Annotated in this window: 14 protein-coding genes; 8 read left to right on the forward strand and 6 right to left on the reverse strand. The window is 41.6% G+C overall.

Annotated features, from left to right (window positions below; translation table 11 throughout):
* Positions 1-140: 140 nt before the first annotated feature.
* Positions 141-1,565, reverse strand: coding sequence for a trigger factor (gene tig, locus ACFG4S_RS26685; RefSeq protein WP_392531947.1), 1,425 nt, complete (start codon positions 1,563-1,565; stop codon positions 141-143).
* A gap of 949 nt (positions 1,566-2,514) precedes the next feature.
* Here tig and ACFG4S_RS26690 point away from each other — a divergent pair.
* From ACFG4S_RS26690 to ACFG4S_RS26705, 4 genes are all read left to right on the forward strand, one after another.
* Positions 2,515-3,552, forward strand: coding sequence for an aspartate-semialdehyde dehydrogenase (locus ACFG4S_RS26690; protein WP_392531948.1), 1,038 nt, complete (start codon positions 2,515-2,517; stop codon positions 3,550-3,552).
* A gap of 232 nt (positions 3,553-3,784) precedes the next feature.
* A complete protein-coding gene (gene dapA / locus ACFG4S_RS26695) occupies positions 3,785-4,669 on the forward strand; it encodes a 4-hydroxy-tetrahydrodipicolinate synthase (protein ID WP_392536089.1) in 885 nt (294 codons plus the stop codon).
* Positions 4,670-4,949: 280 nt separating this feature from the next.
* Positions 4,950-6,722: a ribonuclease J gene (locus ACFG4S_RS26700; RefSeq protein WP_392531949.1), complete on the forward strand. Its 1,773-nt coding sequence runs from the start codon at positions 4,950-4,952 to the stop codon at positions 6,720-6,722.
* A 123-nt stretch (positions 6,723-6,845) separates the two neighbouring features.
* Complete coding sequence (locus tag ACFG4S_RS26705; protein ID WP_392531950.1) at positions 6,846-7,406, forward strand: Uma2 family endonuclease; 561 nt, start codon at positions 6,846-6,848, stop codon at positions 7,404-7,406.
* A gap of 75 nt (positions 7,407-7,481) precedes the next feature.
* Here the strand turns inward: ACFG4S_RS26705 and ACFG4S_RS26710 are convergent, their stop codons facing one another.
* Entirely contained in the window at positions 7,482-8,678 is a 1,197-nt protein-coding gene (locus tag ACFG4S_RS26710; RefSeq protein ID WP_392531951.1) for an anion transporter, read from the reverse strand.
* 493 nt (positions 8,679-9,171) lie between these two features.
* Between ACFG4S_RS26710 and ACFG4S_RS26715 the strand changes: the two genes are divergently transcribed.
* A complete protein-coding gene (locus ACFG4S_RS26715) occupies positions 9,172-9,549 on the forward strand; it encodes a Mo-dependent nitrogenase C-terminal domain-containing protein (RefSeq protein WP_392531952.1) in 378 nt (125 codons plus the stop codon).
* Between the two features lie 88 nt (positions 9,550-9,637).
* Here the strand turns inward: ACFG4S_RS26715 and ACFG4S_RS26720 are convergent, their stop codons facing one another.
* A complete protein-coding gene (locus tag ACFG4S_RS26720; protein ID WP_392531953.1) occupies positions 9,638-11,524 on the reverse strand; it encodes a caspase domain-containing protein in 1,887 nt (628 codons plus the stop codon).
* A gap of 200 nt (positions 11,525-11,724) precedes the next feature.
* Here ACFG4S_RS26720 and ACFG4S_RS26725 point away from each other — a divergent pair, with 200 nt between their 5' ends.
* The 3 genes from ACFG4S_RS26725 (at position 11,725) to ACFG4S_RS26735 (ending at position 13,548) form a co-directional block, all read left to right on the forward strand.
* Complete coding sequence (locus tag ACFG4S_RS26725) at positions 11,725-12,171, forward strand: hypothetical protein (protein ID WP_392531954.1); 447 nt, start codon at positions 11,725-11,727, stop codon at positions 12,169-12,171.
* Between the two features lie 341 nt (positions 12,172-12,512).
* Positions 12,513-12,686: a 50S ribosomal protein L32 gene (gene rpmF / locus ACFG4S_RS26730; RefSeq protein ID WP_392531955.1), complete on the forward strand. Its 174-nt coding sequence runs from the start codon at positions 12,513-12,515 to the stop codon at positions 12,684-12,686.
* A 256-nt stretch (positions 12,687-12,942) separates the two neighbouring features.
* Positions 12,943-13,548, forward strand: coding sequence for a sulfite oxidase-like oxidoreductase (locus ACFG4S_RS26735; RefSeq protein ID WP_392531956.1), 606 nt, complete (start codon positions 12,943-12,945; stop codon positions 13,546-13,548).
* Positions 13,549-13,619: 71 nt separating this feature from the next.
* Here ACFG4S_RS26735 and ACFG4S_RS26740 read toward each other — a convergent pair whose 3' ends face one another.
* The 3 genes from ACFG4S_RS26740 to ACFG4S_RS26750 all read right to left on the reverse strand — a co-directional run bounded on the left by ACFG4S_RS26740 (position 13,620) and on the right by ACFG4S_RS26750 (position 16,683).
* A complete protein-coding gene (locus ACFG4S_RS26740; protein WP_392531957.1) occupies positions 13,620-15,002 on the reverse strand; it encodes an aldehyde dehydrogenase in 1,383 nt (460 codons plus the stop codon).
* Positions 15,003-15,237: 235 nt separating this feature from the next.
* A complete protein-coding gene (locus ACFG4S_RS26745; protein ID WP_392531958.1) occupies positions 15,238-16,383 on the reverse strand; it encodes a response regulator in 1,146 nt (381 codons plus the stop codon).
* Positions 16,384-16,542: 159 nt separating this feature from the next.
* Entirely contained in the window at positions 16,543-16,683 is a 141-nt protein-coding gene (locus ACFG4S_RS26750) for a hypothetical protein (RefSeq protein ID WP_392531959.1), read from the reverse strand.
* Between the last annotated feature and the right edge of the window lie 39 nt (positions 16,684-16,722).

A 16,722-nucleotide genomic window follows, 5' to 3' on the forward strand; every position in this document is an offset into this window, starting at 1 on the left:
CTTCAATTATTCTGAGTCAACAGGTATGGGGCATGGGGCATTGGTTATTTATTTTTCTGCCTCATCTTTCTCATCTTCCTTAACTTACCCATTTCACCAGTACTTTAACTCAAGACTGGTGAATTGCTGTGGAATTTTGATTATCCTGGTGTGACAGGTTCGCTGCTTTCTTCCTCAATTTGAGGTGCATCGGTATCTGATTCTCTTGTCTCAGTTTCCTCTGCTGGATTCAAGGAGCCTTCAGGTACAAGTTCAACTGAGGAGTGTTCTAAGAGCCAGTCAATGATTTTCTCCGTTAACAGTTCATTTTCCACTATTGAGCGCAGTCTTTCTTCGTCAACATCTTGCTCATCTGGGTATTCTTGCAAAAGTTCTGTGACTCTGGCCGCGATTTCATCTGGTGTTACTTGGATAGATTCGCGTTGACCGATTTCCCGTAAGGATAGAGAACGTTTCAGGCGTTCAATTGCCTCAGGGCGCGATCGCTCCCGTAATTGGGTAATAATCTCTTGAGTGAACAACTTTCTTACATCTAGTCCCTGCTGAGACAGACGGATTGCTGTTTGGGTTAGCATTGCATCCACTTCTTTCTCAATCAAGGTTGCGGGAAAGTCAATTTCTACGTGGTTGAGCAGTTCTGTTAACAAGGCTTCTTGCTTATTGGTTTTGGTTTTTTCCTCAGCCTCTTTTTGGTATCGCTCTACCAGAGATGCTCGTAACTCCTCTAAGCTTTCAAAGTCGCTGACTTCTTGGGCAAAGTCGTCATTTAATTCCGGTAATTCTTTTTCTTTGATTTCTTTGAGCGTTACTGTGAAAGTTGCTGCTTTTCCGGCTAACTCTTCATTAGCATATGGATCTGGGAACTGCGCGGCAATTTCTCTGGTTTCACCAGGATTCATCCCCAACATACCAGAGACAAAACCTGGAATAAATTTATCTTCCTGCAATTCCACTTGAAAATCAGTCGCTTCAGCTCCAGGAATAGCTTCGGGTTCGGTTGTTTCGTCGTCGTCTTCGGCTTTGGGGAACACACCTTTAAAATCTACTACGGCAATATCGCCGATTTGAGCTGCACGTCCTTCCACAGGAATCAATGTTGCCAATTCTTGACGTTCCTTTTCCAGACTGCTCTCCACTCGTTCTGGATCGTACTTGACTTCCTCGGCTCTGGCTTGCAAATCAGTGTACTGCACTAGATTTACTTCTGGTTCTACATCGACAGCAGCCGAAATTGTCAGTGGTTTCCCAGGTTCATAATTATTAATCAAATCCTCAAAGGAGGAGCGCAATTGCGGCTGACCGATTGCTTGGATAGCTTCTTGTTTAAGTGCTTGCTCAATGCCATCTTGAATTAGTTCTTCCAACGCTGCTGCTTTGATTCGAGTCGTACCCAGCCGTTGTAGTAATATCGGCCGAGGCACCTTGCCTTTACGAAACCCAGGAATATTGGCAGTACTCGCTAAGTTTTTAATGACCTGTTCGTAAGTTTGCTTGGTAATTTCCGGCGTAATTTCTATTTCCAGGCCAATTTGGCTGGCGGGAAGTTTTTCCTGGGTGACTTTCATGCTTCGTCTCTAGTTTTCTGGTATTTTAAACTCTGAGTACACACAAAACGCAAGTAATCGCGTTTATGACTTGATGTCTTTTCGGGGGAATGGGAGGTTGCCACAAGGCTTCATGACATCCAAAGATGGCTGCTTGTCCTAGTGCAAAGATCCAGTGTACTGCCAATGTCTAAAGACTTGACATCTTACCTTCATAACAATTTGGGAATTGGGCATTGGGCAAAGTAGTTCCAAGTTTTGAGTAAAGAAGTGAAATGCCCCACTCAGTACTCTTGACTCAACACGGGCTAAACGCCCCGCTATCCATGTACAGCAATACTGAAGGGCATTGGTTGTCTCCCTCACCTCCCTACTCTCCACTCTCTTTAAAACTGAATCACTAACTAATTAATTCTTCACTAGACAGACACCGTGATATCCTGGTTCTCAAGCAGTGGTTACTACTCTAAAGTTAAAGTCATAGCATTGAGTTTTAGATATTAACTTGTTTTATGAGAGGGTATATTTTGCCTAGCACCAAAGGTTAATTTAATACTTTAGTAGGTTTAATCTGTTGGAATTATTTATATTCATCATTTTGGTAACCTAGTTCCCAAGCAATAGGCTTCTAGCTTTACATGTAAAATGTTTGTGAAAAGACCAGGTAGAGATATTTTTATCCTAAAATCTAGTTTGTTGTATAGTATAATATTATTAAATTAACTTATTAAAGTTGACGACCAAGCAATCATTAGTAAAATACAACATAACTTAACTTAAATTATGTTAAATGGCCTAAATGTGCTGTGGAAAAAATAAATTTAATTTATTTAGATCTAGAAATATAAGTTAGAGAAAAATATTTTATTAAAAATGTATTCACAAAGTGCGATACCTGGTTTAAATATAAGTAAATTGACGATTTTTAAACAATAACACATAAATCTCTCTCTTAAAGGAGGAAGCGAGTTTGTCGAAATCGTATCGTGTAGCTATTTTGGGAGCAACTGGTGCCGTCGGTACAGAGTTGCTGGAATTATTAGAAAGCCGTGCTTTTCCTCTGGCTGAGTTAAAGTTATTGGCATCAGAGCGGAGTGCTGGGCGATCGCTACAGTTCAAAGGTGAAAATATACCAGTAGAACTGGTAAGCGATCGCGCCTTTGAAAACGTTGATATACTATTGGCTAGTGCAGGTGGTTCTACATCTAAAACTTGGGCAGCCGTTGCTGTGGAAAAGGGTGCAGTGGTAATTGATAATTCCAGTGCCTTTCGGATGAACCCCGAAGTTCCCTTAGTAGTTCCAGAAGTAAATCCCCAAGCCGCAGCCAATCACCAAGGCATTATTGCCAATCCCAACTGCACAACAATTTTAATGACTGTGGCAGTATGGCCGTTGCATAAAGTTAAACCAGTACAGCGGATCGTAGTCTCAACTTACCAGTCTGCTAGCGGTGCTGGAGCCAGAGCAATGGCAGAAGTCAAAACCCAAACCAACGCTATACTACAAGGACAGCCACCAATTGCCGAGGTATTGCCTTACCCATTGGCATTTAATTTATTCCCGCATAACTCGCCATTAAATGATTTGGGTTATTGTGAAGAAGAAATGAAAATGGTCAACGAAACCCGAAAAATTTTTGGCACTCAGGAGATCAGAATTAGTGCGACTTGTGTACGGGTTCCCGTACTGCGCGCTCACTCAGAAGCGATTAATTTAGAATTTGAAACTCCTTTTAGTGCAGAGGCGGCCAAAGAGATTTTAAATTGTTCTCCTGGAGTAAAATTGGTAGAAGATTGGAAAACTAATCATTTTCCGATGCCAATTGAAGCAACGGGTCGAGATGAAGTTTTAGTGGGAAGAATTCGTCAGGATATTTCTCATCCTTGTGGCTTAGAATTATGGTTGTGTGGTGACCAAATCCGCAAAGGCGCAGCATTGAATGCTATACAAATCGCCGAATTGTTAGTAGAGAAAAATCTACTCAAACCATTAGCTATCAGTCATTAGTCATTGGTCATTTGTCATTAGTGAAAACCTAAGATAAAGAGTAGCCACACGAGTCTAAGATAAGCGTTCCTCCAATGGCTCCATAAAGCCAAAAGCGAAAAAAATTTCGGGACAAAGGACAAAGGACAAATAGCAAATGACCAATGACACTTGAAAGCAATATGCAAATAGGTTATTACAATAGAAAACCACCAAGATATAAATATATGGGTAATTAGGAGTGACAAAGAGGGTGGGAGATTTTGGCAATGTTTTAACCGCTATGATTACGCCGTTCAAAGCAGACGGTAGTGTAGACTACGATGTAGCGGCAAAATTAGCAGCACATCTAGCTAACAATGGTACAGATACATTAGTAGTGTGTGGCACAACAGGAGAATCCCCTACCCTGAGTTGGGATGAGGAATATCAGTTGTTTGTCGAGGTGTTGCAGTCTGTGGCAGGAAAAGCCAAGGTAATAGCAGGTTGTGGTTCAAATTCCACTAAAGAAGCGATCGCTGCAACCCAAAAAGCGGCTAAAATAGGAGTACATGGCTCCTTACAAGTTGTTCCTTATTACAACAAACCACCGCAAGCCGGCTTAAAAGCGCACTTTCAGGCAATAGCAGAAGCCTGTCCCGACTTACCATTGTTGTTATATAACGTCCCTGGTCGTACTGGACAAAACCTTCAGCCAGAAACAGTTGCCCAATTAGCTGAGGTTAGCAACATTGTTGGCATAAAAGAATCCACTGGTAGCATAGATCAGGCCAGCGAAATTCGCCGCTTGACACCAAAAGAATTCCAGATCTACTCTGGTGATGATTACATGACTTTGCCTTTGTTAGCGATCGGGGCAAAAGGTGTAGTAAGTGTGGCTTCCCATCTGGTAGGAAACCAACTACAGCAGATGATTCAAGCTTTTAGTGCGGGAAAAATCGAGGTAGCCAGCAAAATTCATCTCCAACTCTTCCCATTGTTTAAAGCTCTATTTCTCACTTCAAATCCTATTCCAGTTAAAAAGGCACTGAAACTTCAAGGTTGGGAGGTTGGTTCGACTCGTCTGCCACTATGCGAAGCTGATTCAGAAGTTATTCAAAAGTTAGAAGCAGTTCTCAAAGAACTTACTTTAATCTAGCTACTACCTGGTTGAGTGCTGGTAATCTGGTGCTTGCCAAGACATACATATAAACAATGACCATAATTGTCAACAGGTTCCTATTGAAAAACCTGTGTTAGGACTGATAGATATACTATGAATCCTTTGGTGTAGTGTCTGTTTTATTGAATAAAAAATTGAAAATCTCAATTAAAACTTGATTGATTTGGGACTGAGTTAAGAGACAAATGATGTTGTCTTCAACACAAGTTCGTTAACTATCAACTTAATTAACAACAAGTAACAATCTAAGGAGAAAATGGCTAAAAACGAAGCTAACAATTCCGCCTTGAAAATTATTCCTTTGGGCGGTTTGCATGAAATTGGAAAAAATACCTGTGTATTCGAGTACGATGATGAAATTATTTTGTTAGATGCAGGATTGGCTTTTCCCACAGAAGCCATGCATGGAGTAAATATTGTTCTGCCAGATACGACCTATCTGCGGGAAAATCGCCACAAAATTAAAGGGATGATTGTTACCCACGGTCATGAAGACCATATTGGTGGGATTGCTTTTCATCTCAAGCAATTTGACATACCTGTGATTTATGGGCCAAGACTAGCAATGGCAATGCTAGAGGGTAAATTAGAAGAAGCAGGAGTACGCGATCGCACAGAATTAAGAAAAGTTATGCCCCGGGATGTCGTGCGGATTGGTAAAAACTTTTTAGTCGAATATATCCGTAACACCCATTCCATAGCTGATAGTTTCACTGTTGCCATTCATACTCCACTTGGTGTAGTTATTCACACAGGCGATTTTAAAATTGATCACACCCCAGTGGATGGTGAAAAGTTTGACCTACAACGACTAGCAGAACATGGCGAAAAAGGCGTCCTTTGCCTGTTAAGTGATTCCACTAACGCTGAGATACCAGGATTTACACCTTCAGAACGTTCTGTTTATCCCAATCTAGAAAGAGTATTTAGTCAAGCCACTGGGCGATTATTCGTCACCACCTTTGCTTCTAGTGTCCATCGCATCAACATGATTTTGGATATCGCCAAGAAGCAGAACCGTGTAGTGACGATTGTGGGGCGTTCCATGCTCAACTTGATTGCTCATGCCCGCAATCTAGGTTACATCAAGTGTGAAGATAATCTGCTGCAACCATTGCACGCAGTCCGCAACCTTCCTGACGAAAAAGTTTTAATTCTGACTACAGGTTCTCAGGGTGAGTTGATGGCAGCAATGACCCGCATTGCCAACAAAGAACATCCTCACATTAAAATCCGCCAAGGAGATACCGTAGTATTCTCTGCTAACCCGATTCCGGGAAATACCATTGCTGTAGTCAACACCATCGATAAATTGATGATTCAGGGTGCAAAAGTTGTCTATGGTCGGGACAAAGGAATTCACGTCTCCGGTCACGGCTGTCAGGAAGAGCAAAAGCTGATGATTGCCTTAACTCGACCGAAGTTCTTTGTGCCATTTCACGGCGAACATCGGATGCTGGTGAAACACGCAGAAACGGCTCAGAGTATGGGTATCCCAGCAGAAAACATGATCGTTATTCAGAATGGTGATGTTGTTGAACTGACTGAAGATGCCATTCGCGTCGCTGGTAAAGTGCCATCTGGTATAGAACTGGTGGATACTACTAGTTCGGGAATGGTTAGTGCTAAAGTCTTGCAAGAACGGCAACGTATGGCAGAAGAAGGTATTGTCACCATTGCAGCTGCGATCGATTGGCATGGTAAATTATTGGCAAAACCAGAAATTCACCTCCGTGGTGTAGTTACAAATTTAGATCGATCGCTGCTACAAACTTGGGTAAAACAAAGGATTGAAGAAATTCTGACTGTGCGTTGGTCAGAATTTGCTCCTAGTGAAGGTGAAGCAGCAGATATAGATTGGGGCGGATTGCAAGGAACTTTAGAGCGAGAATTGCAACGTTCTATCCGCAGAGAATTACAATGTCAGCCATCTGTGACTTTGTTGATGCAAATTCCTGATGAACCACCTGTGAAAGTTGCTGATGGGAGAAGACGGCGGACTCGGACTGCTGCACAGGTTGCATCGTAGATAATAAGCTCACGCAAAGGCGCAAAGACGCAAAGGGTTTCTGAGGCTCTTTGCGTTTTGGCGTGGGATAGGATCTTTGATTATGGGTGTAGAACTTGCCTATAGTTGTTGGAGGCGATCGCTATGACTAAAACACCAATTAAGATTAATACTCTCGACGAGTATATAGATTTTGATGATGGCACCGACAAACGTTATGAAATTGAGGATGAGGTGCTGGTAGAAATGCCTCCTGGTACTGGTAAACATGAAGCGATTATCACTTTACTGTTAGTTCGCTTTTTTTTAGAAATTCAAAAAATGGCACTGCCTTTACAACCACGCCCTAATGGTACAGAGGTGCTGACCAACAAACAACTTAGAAGACCTGATGTTTGTTTAATTACGAATGAACAGGCAAAAAGTATTGAGAGTACTTCGGCTATCCTCAAAACTGCCCCACCCCTTTTAGTTGAGGTAGTTAGTCTTGAATCTATTGATAGAGACTATAATCAAAAAACCTCTGAGTATGCAGCTATAGGTGTGGTCGAATATTGGATTGTTGACCCCCTCGAAAATAAAGTAACTGTGTGTTTACTAAATCAGGTCAATTACAAGCAAACTGTCTTTATCAACGACCAACAGATTATTTCTCAAACGTTCCCAGAATTAACCCTGACAGTCCAGCAGGTACTTTCAGCTTAAAGTGAGTAACTTACAAACCCACTCTTGCGTTCTTCTCTGCGCCTCTGCGCCTCTGCGCGAACAAAAAGATCGCCCTCAATGAACCCAAAAATACACTAAAACTAAAGTACACACCGTTAGGGGCGCTCCAAATCTTAGATGTTCCCAAAAAGTTAGCTTATAACCTAAATCAGCAGCAGCTTCTACAACTATCAAATTGGCGACTGAACCAAACACAGTCAAATTCCCAGCCAAGGTTGAGCCAGCTGCCAGTAATAGCCAATACTTAGTATCACCCTGAGTAACCAGGGGATGCAGTAAAAGTACAGCAGGCACATTAGAAATCAAGTTAGATAAAATAACAGTCACACCCAAAAAACTCGCAGCAGAGTTAACCGCATGGGTAAATGGCTGAAGTAAATTCAATTTTTGCGTGACTCGCGTCAGAATAAATAATCCAGAAAACATTACCAGCAGATTCCAATCTACCTTTTGCAAGATGCGCTGGGGTTTAACCCGTCGAGTAATTAGCAACAAGCTAGCAGCGACTAAAGCAGATTCAGCTAAGGGTAAGCCCACAGTAAAGGCAATCAGTAGCCCAGTTGTGATAACTAATGTTTTATTAAATAACGGTTTAAAAATACGTTGGTTGGTGGTGGGTAATACTTCGCAAGGTTTGACTGAGCGTACATCTGGGTAAAGTAGCCACAGTAATCCTACCTGAACTACCAAGCCTGCAAGGGCAACTGGGGCTAATACACGCAGAAAATCTAGGTAGGGAATGCCTGAAAACGAGCCAATCAGGATGTTTTGGGGATTACCGCTTAAGGTTGCTACCGAACCTATATTAGTTGCACCAGCGATCGCTAGTAAATAAGGAATCGGATTTAAACCCAAACTTTGAGTCAAACTCAAGGTTAAAGGTGTAAAAATCAACGCTATGGTGTCATTGAGAAAAAAGGCGGAAAGGATACCACTGCCAAAAGTTAAAGCAATCAATAAACCCAGAGGACTACTAGTAATACTCAATATTACCGAGAGCGATCGCCTAAAAAACCCTGCATAGGATAAGTTGGCATTAACTACCATCATACTCAACAGAAACACGATGGTATTAGCATCAATGGCCTGCCATGCTTCCTGTAAATTTAGAACACCTAAAGCAATTAAAAACGCAGAACCGACTAAAGCAATGGTGGCGCGGTTCATGCGTAAACCCGGAATGTAGCCCAATGCTAACCCCAGGTAAGTTAACCCTAATACGCTATAAGTGGCAAATTGCACAAAAATCACTAATATTTAGCCTGATTAGCTTGGTTACGCAGACTTTGTGTAGGTAATCTCATACTAAAGCCCAATGGCATTTTTCTCTCCTTCTACCGCATTCAGCCAGCCATTAACAGGATATAAAGATGCAAAAACGCGGAAACACGGAGACCAAAGACTGCCCACTAGGGTATTACTGATATTTATACTTATAAAAAATACTTTCAAATAGATATTATATTTAGTTTTGTAAATGTTACACTAAAACCTACCCAAGGGTGGATGTCTTCACTAAAATTTAAACTGTGTCAAGCTACGAACAAGATTGCATTACTACACTACCGATCCCGCGAAAATTGCGGTTAACTTGACGTAGTAATAAATTAGGTTCTGACTTAAGTGGCTGAACAGGTATTACATTATATCGCAGTCAGGACACAAATCATCCGGGAAAGTTCGTTGCCACGTTGTATACATTCACCAGAAACGTGAACAGCCTCAATAACACAGAGGATTAACCATGAAGGTATTCGATAATACCACAAAAAAGATTTTTCTGGCAAGCTGGGTCTCATTCAACCAACCAGAAACTAGTGGACATAAAGTAACCCAGCTAAACCATTCTGTTTCCAAGTCGTACTGGAATATTCTCCAACCCTTACGGCAGCGGGTAGATAACATTCAAGTTAGCGATCGCCAAATAGCTCATCGCTTGTGCAAACTGATTCCATCTCAGTGTCCCTTTGAGCGAGATGTCAAGTTATTCGGGAAGACCCTGTTTCATATTCCGCCTATGTGTAAACTCAACCCCTTATATGAAGAAGTGGTTGGCTTACGTTTCCGAGCGCTGTGCTATCTCGCCGACGAATGTGGCGAAGATGTATCGCAGTACTGTTGAGTGCTGAGTAGGGAGTAGGGAGTAGGGAGTGCTGAGTTAGGAGTTAGGAGTTTTGTTTATCTCCTTGTTGCCTTGTCGCCTTGTCCCATTATTTTTTCTGCCATTTTTGGATGGCATCCTGAGCATCTTCGTAAGAGGCTGTCTCCTCTGGCACTAAAGCAGCGGTCGCAATTGCCGCATTGAGTTCTCCTTCAGCGGCGCGACGCTTGGCCAGATCTAAAATTTTCTCACTCCAATTATCAATTGATTTTTGGGCGGTATCGAAGCCTGGTTCACCTGACGGTACTTTTTTCGCAACTTCGATCGCCCGATTGTAAGTAGATGCCTGTCCGGACTTAATTAAGGCATTCGCTGCATCTAAAAGAGTTTTGTTACTTACATACTGTTTGCCTTCTAGCCGCCATAAATTAATTGCTGCTTGTGCTTTGGCATAAGCTGGCTCATCTTTGGTAATTAATCGAGCGGCTGCAATAGCATTAGCATACTGTCTTTGTTTAGCACGACCTTCTGCTAAATCTAAAATCATTCGACTCCAAATCTTAATATTTTCCTGAGCTTGCTCATAGAGTGGTTCGCCGGGTTGAATTCTTCGAGCTGTGGCGATGGCCAAGCTCAAATCACTAGCCTGAGTTTCTTTGAGCGACATTTTCGCCAGGTCTAATACTGCTTGATTGCGCTTTTGCGACTCGGAATTCGATGCCGTTTGGACGCTAGATTGGTTTTTCGGTCTAACTGGTGCAGTAGTTTGAATTATTGAGGAGTCATTTGCTAAATTCTGGATCGTCTTGGGACTGCTAGCAGTAACATTGGGCGATCTATTTGATATATCCTTAATTCTAAAAGTTTCTTGATTACGCAGAAAAACTACGGCGATTAAACCTGCTATTAGCAAGCTGCCTCCACCCCATAAGATAAACTGTTTCCAAAAAGGAATGCTTGGTTGATTCGATGGAAATCGAGAGACTTGGGCTTGGGAAGAATTGGGGATAAATCTTCCCCTCGTGTTCACTCCCAAAGAAGTTTCTGGCATTGGTTGGGAAACTAAGCTACTAGCTGACTCTTGGACTTGTTTACCGTTAGACTTCTGGACATTCTCAGTCTTCGAGGAGTTAATAGTTGCTTCTTGCCATCTGCCTCGTTCGGCTGAAGTTCTTGGGTAATCGTCGAGGGGCGGAGCTGCCAGGGCAATAGCAAATGATTCTTCTGGGTAAATCAACGATTCTGACCGAAAATCGCTGCCTATTGCGAATTTTGGTAATATTACCTGCGCTCTTGATGGGATAATAATGGCAGGGTTTTGGATCGGACGCCAGTGGTGTTGACATAATTTTGGCACTAGAAGGCTGAGGTAGCTTTCCAAATCTGCCAAGTTGCTGCAATTCCCAGAACGTAAAGCTTCTAGGAAAGCTGCTGTAAAGAATCCGTGACCGAGTTCGCTACTCTCGTGGGAAAACTGCTCTGGTTGACAAGAAAGAATTGTGGCCAGTTGTAGTTCTTGGGCTAGTTCTATGGTTTCTTCGCCAACGGGAGCATCTGCTTGAGTGCCAAAAGCGCGGTTGATATCAAGTAGTAGTAATACATTCAAATCAGCAAGTTGCAGACTTTGCATTAGCGATCGCAATTCTATGCCTGTCTCTGGCACAAGTTCGGGGTTACCCTCCGCCGGCATTAAGTAATCTTTGCCTTTGTGGTTAACTCCATACCCGCTAAAAAATAACCAGAGATAGTCTTCTGGTTGCCAACAGGTCGCTGCCAAATCCTCAAGCAGCAGCAAAATATTCTCTTTAGTTGGATAAGTCGATCTATCCCCAATGGGCGGGGAAGTATCCGTCATCAGCAGGCAATGTTCGGGGACAAAACCTGCCTCTGTCACCAAAATATCTTTTAATGCCTCAGCATCGGCTTGGGCACAACTCAAAGGTTGAAATAACTGATATTGATTGATGCCAATAGCGATCGCCCAGTAATTTGCCATCCCGCTCTTTGTCAGTTATTGTTTGCTGGTCTTAAAATTACGGTTGGCTTTGCCCAAAAAACAAAGCTAACCTGATGTTTTATAGTCTAGGTGATTCTTAGCGAATCTTAAGATAGAATGTAGTTTTTATTACGTTAATTGACCGGAAAATACTTTCACTTAATTTCAACTACAGATCTTTAATAAGGAGCTACAAGGTCATGAGCAAGATTTATGCTCACATACCATCATCGATCACTCCCTTTTCAGTTATTAGCCAAATTGCCAGAAGAATCCGGATATTTCCTTTAGTAATTTTGCTCATATCTACTGTTCCTGCATGGTTTTTGACGGAAGGGATCGCCCCGCAAGTTGTACGCGCTTACACAGCCAGAGTTGACTTAGCGATCGATCGTCTACCAGAAGAAAACTACGAAACTGTTCTGCGAAGAGCGGAAGCGGTCGCTCGCACAGCTGCCCAGCGGAGCTTCGACCAAGATATTTTAGTGACAGATGTTTCCATAATTGTATCCGTACAAAATTATGGAGCGATCGCACCAGTTCTGACATTAGAAGTCAGTCGTCCAGAATGGCGATCGCGCCCTGATGCTCAAAATTGGGCAACTTACTATAAAACTGCGCGATCGCTACTGTTCTTTGAGAAATAGCCAGAATTCCCAATGTAGTTCCAGCAGCCTGGTTGTGGAGACAGGGGTAGTGGCAATACTTGTCGGTTAAGGGGAAAGAAAAAACCTTTAACCTTTACCCTTTAACCTTTTCCCCAAACCCAATTCCGAGTTAAAAATGCTTTACCCGAGCAGTATTGGGGGTAGTGGGAGATGAGGGAGATAATACTAACTCCTAACTCAACACGGGCTAAACCTTAGCTATCCGCTAACAGCACTCTTTTGCCCAATGCGTTTACTTAATTCTTGGCTAAATTCGCATCCTTGTCGTCAATGGATGGCCTAAAATAAAAAGGTTGTCAAAAATCACGATATCTGCTGATATGGCTGTTCCTAAGAAGAAAACTTCCAAATCAAAACGAGATAAACGCCGAGCTACTTGGACGCACAAAGCTGTTGTTGAAGCTCAGAAAGCTCTGTCTCTGGGCAAGTCAATTTTGACTGGGCGTTCTACATTTGTCTATCCAGCTGCTGAAGAAGAGGAAGAAGAATCATAATTTTCCAGTCAGGACAAGCATGAACAGCAGCGATAGATGTCATTGACGAAAGAAAGTCACCGCTCGAACTTCTCAATAGTCGATAAACGCTTTTTATTAGCTTTCCTGATTGGATTATGAATCAGAAATACTCTACACAAGTTCATTAAACCTGGAAAAATTGGTAGTGAGTAATTGGAAATAAATATCCATTACCCATTACCTATTCAGCACAAAAGCTTCTAAATATCTTGAAAAGAATAAGTTTTCTCCCACTATGTTAGGAAAATTTTTTCAGAAACCAGGGAAGGAAGAAGGCGAACGCGTTCCTCCAGGTCAACACTTAGCAAAAGGTTTCCCGGTATTAACTTACGGCGCAACTCCTCAAGTCAATACTGAAGAATGGGAGTTTCGGGTTTGGGGTTTAACAAAACCTGCTACCTTTAGTTGGTCAGACTTTATGGCGCTACCTCAACACGAGTTCACGGCTGATTTCCACTGTGTAACGCGCTGGTCTAAACTGGATGTCAAATGGACTGGAATTAAAGTCACAGATTTCATGGATCTGATTGAGCTAGACCCCAAAGTAGCCCACATTATGGAACACTGCTATGGCGGCTACACTACTAATATTTCTATGGAAGACTTTATCCGACAAGAAAACTTCTTTGCTTTTAAAGTTTTTGGTGAAGATCTTCCAGCTGAACACGGTGGCCCGATGCGGCTAGTTGTTCCCCACCTCTACGCTTGGAAAAGTGCGAAGTGGATTAATGGTTTAGAGTTTTTAGCTGGTGAAGAACTTGGTTTTTGGGAGCGCAATGGCTACCATCGCCGTGGTGAACCTTGGGCTGAGGAGCGTTACAGTAGCGCGTTTGGGTTTTGATTTTTGGATTTTAGATTTTTCCTCCAATTCAAAATCTAAAATTAGCAAAATTAACTTATAACTCATGGGTTTTAACCCAAAAGTTTCTTTATGAGCGGTAACTTGCTTTTATAGGGAGCGTATCGCCATTTCAAATCCAGCCAGAAGGAGTTTTGCAAGACGCTTTTGTTATGGGAAAAGGTGTCAAAGCTGGCTTTACCGTGGTAATTCCCAATACCGCTATCCCCTACTCCACCAAATGGTAAAGATGAAGTACCAAACTGCATCATTGTATCATTGAGACAGACTCCACCAGATGAAGTTTCCTGTAAAACTCGCTTTTGCAGGTTTTTGTTGTGAGAAAATAAATATAACGCCAAGGGTTTTGGTCTAGAGTTAATCAAGGCGATCGCTTCTGCAATGTCAGTGTATTCAATTATGGGCAGAATCGGACCAAAAATTTCTTCCTGCATTACAGAATTTTCTAATGAGACATTATCAATTAGTGTCGGGGCAATATAACGCTCGGAAGATTTAGTTTCTCCGCCAACTATAGCTTTACCATCTTCAAGAAACTTAACCAATCTGTCAAAGTGTTTTTGACTAATAATCCTGGCATAATCAGGACTGTTTGCCGGATTCTCTCCATAAAATTCTTTTAAGCATTTTTTCAGTTCGTCTATTAGATCTTTTTTGATTTTTTTATCCACTAAAAGATAGTCGGGGGCGATACAAGTTTGTCCGGCATTAATAAATTTGCCCCAAGTAATTCGTCTGGCAGTGTGTTCAAGATTAATGTTGGTATCCACTATACAAGGACTTTTCCCACCTAATTCTAAAGTAACTGGTGTGAGATGTTTTGCCGCTGCTGCCATAACAATTTTGCCGACGGCTGTACCACCAGTAAAAAAGATATGGTCGAATTTTTCTGCTAGTAATTTTTGACTGGCTTCTATCCCTCCTTCTACTACTGCAATATAAGCTGTTTGGAAATATTTTCTAATAATCTTGGCGACGATACTAGATGTATGAGAGGCAATTTCTGACGGTTTAATAATTGCACAATTTCCGGCGGCGATCGCTCCTACTAAGGGTGAGATCGTTAGCTGAAATGGATAGTTCCAAGTACCGATAATTAAAACAACCCCTAGTGGTTCTGGATAAATGTGGGCTGAATAGGAAAAAAAATCAAAGGAAAGCTCTGTTTTTTTTGGCTTAGTCCAGCTTTTTATATATTTTATGGCATAATCAATTTCCTTAATGACGACGATTTCTGTCAGGTAAGTTTCCAGTTCTGGTTTATGTAAATCTGCTTGTAAAGCCTGGATTATTTCTTGTTTATGTTCAATTATTGCTTCCTTGAGTCTTTGAAGTTGCTGAATGCGAAAATTGACATCTTTAGTTTTGCCAGTTTGAAAAAACTCACGCTGATTCTGGATAATATCGCCAATATTTGATGATTCAGTGTTAATCATTTTTTTGTCCAATAAACAAATACTTATTCAATATTAGCTCTGTGTTAATATATTTGATTTTGAGCGTGCAAAGGCACAAAGAAGAGATAAAAAAGCTTTTTAGGAAGTAAATACAGTTTCGTGAATATTTGTATAACAGGTATAATGCAATATTTTCTATGGCGCTGATTCGAGATAATTTAAACCAGTTATGGTTTAATAACTCCTAATTTATGATTGCTGCTAATTAATTTTATTATATTTTCTTAGGTAGAAGGACAAGAAATGTACTACCTTTACCTAATGCTGAATTAAGCAAAATAATCCCTTGATGCGCTTCGACAATTCTGCGAGCTAGGTAGAGTCCTAAGCCACTACCAGAACTCTTGTGACTGCCTTGGCGAAATCGTTCAAAGATAGTGGCTTGTTCTTCTGGGCGAATACCTGAACCAGTATCTATTATCTCAATACTAATGTAGTCAGAAAAATTAGATTTTCCAAACAATTGATATTGGCTAGTTTTGTCAAACTGGTGTTGAGAAGTAAGACGAATAGTCACTGAACCAGAGTCGGTAAATTTGATTGCATTACCTATAAGATTAGTGAATAAACGATGTAATTCTAAACGATCGCCAATCACTGTGTTTGTGTTTAACTCTTCAGTAAACTCCAGATTGAGCAAGAGTGTTTTCTCTTGAGCCAGGGGTGTTAATTCTCCAGCTACCTCTTGTAGTAACTGTACTAAATTAACTGGTTGCAATACTAAAGTTTTGCGACCGGCTTCAAAGCGATAAACTTCTAATAAGGTATTGACCATAGAAAGCAGGTTGATATTACTTCGCGCCATAATGGCGATCGCTTCCTGCATTTGCGATGATAATGCTCCCAAAGCGCCTTGTTGAAATAGCGATAACATCCGATCGGCGGCTACTAAGGGTGTGCGTAAGTCGTGGGTGAGGCGGGAAACAAAATCTTCTCGCTGGCGGGCTATTTCATCGCGTTCATCCATACTGTGTTTCAAACGCAAAAGCGATCGCACTCTTGCCAGTAATTCATCTACTGTTACGGGTTTGCGGATAAAATCATCAGCACCTAAGTCTAATCCGTGGGCAACGTTGGGCGCATCGTGGGCAGTGATTAGCAATATGGGAATATATTGTGGCAACTTCATATCTCCACGAATATGCTTAGTTACTTCATATCCGTCCATATCTGGCATCATCAGATCTAGTAGAACCAAGTCACAAGAAGATGCTTTTAATTGTGCCAATGCTGAAATACCATTTTCTGCGGTGCTAATGGTGTAACCTTCTTCTTCCAAAATAGTTTTGATCAAAAATACATTATCAGGAGAGTCATCAACAACCAGAATTTTGCCAGAACGAGAAGATTGTGCAGTCATGTTACAGCTAGGTATGAAGTAAAAGTAAATTTTTGTAAGTTTAATGCGGTGTGCAACTTTCTCTCAAACCTAACCCCAAGCCTCACATCGCGCAAGTTTAGCTATATTTGTATCAATTTGTCTGGAAATTTCCTTATTTGACCTCCCACCAAAGACATATTATTTACCACGCTCTGCGACTGGGGACTGGGGTGATGGGGTGAAATTCTCTCCACCACCCCACGTCTCCCATACCCAATCCCCAATCCCTTTTACGTATTGGCGATCGCAACACAGGATGGTAGAGTTCTTGTGAACCACATATTTTAGCTTTTGTCTAGATTTTTACCGAGCAATTCA

The organism is Nostoc sp. C117, assembly GCF_043099735.1.
Lineage (GTDB): Bacteria > Cyanobacteriota > Cyanobacteriia > Cyanobacteriales > Nostocaceae > Nostoc.

What these genes read in the sequence shown, in the direction of transcription:
- tig (WP_392531947.1), bottom strand. Translation starts at nt 1,565, where the DNA reads ATGAAAGTCACCCAGGAAAAACTTCCCGCCAGCCAAATTGGCCTGGAA.
- ACFG4S_RS26700 (WP_392531949.1), top strand. Translation starts at nt 4,950, where the DNA reads ATGGCTAAAAACGAAGCTAACAATTCCGCCTTGAAAATTATTCCTTTG.
- ACFG4S_RS26705 (WP_392531950.1), top strand. Translation starts at nt 6,846, where the DNA reads ATGACTAAAACACCAATTAAGATTAATACTCTCGACGAGTATATAGAT.
- ACFG4S_RS26715 (WP_392531952.1), top strand. Translation starts at nt 9,172, where the DNA reads ATGAAGGTATTCGATAATACCACAAAAAAGATTTTTCTGGCAAGCTGG.
- ACFG4S_RS26720 (WP_392531953.1), bottom strand. Translation starts at nt 11,524, where the DNA reads ATGGCAAATTACTGGGCGATCGCTATTGGCATCAATCAATATCAGTTA.
- ACFG4S_RS26725 (WP_392531954.1), top strand. Translation starts at nt 11,725, where the DNA reads ATGAGCAAGATTTATGCTCACATACCATCATCGATCACTCCCTTTTCA.
- rpmF (WP_392531955.1), top strand. Translation starts at nt 12,513, where the DNA reads ATGGCTGTTCCTAAGAAGAAAACTTCCAAATCAAAACGAGATAAACGC.
- ACFG4S_RS26735 (WP_392531956.1), top strand. Translation starts at nt 12,943, where the DNA reads ATGTTAGGAAAATTTTTTCAGAAACCAGGGAAGGAAGAAGGCGAACGC.
- ACFG4S_RS26740 (WP_392531957.1), bottom strand. Translation starts at nt 15,002, where the DNA reads ATGATTAACACTGAATCATCAAATATTGGCGATATTATCCAGAATCAG.
- ACFG4S_RS26745 (WP_392531958.1), bottom strand. Translation starts at nt 16,383, where the DNA reads ATGACTGCACAATCTTCTCGTTCTGGCAAAATTCTGGTTGTTGATGAC.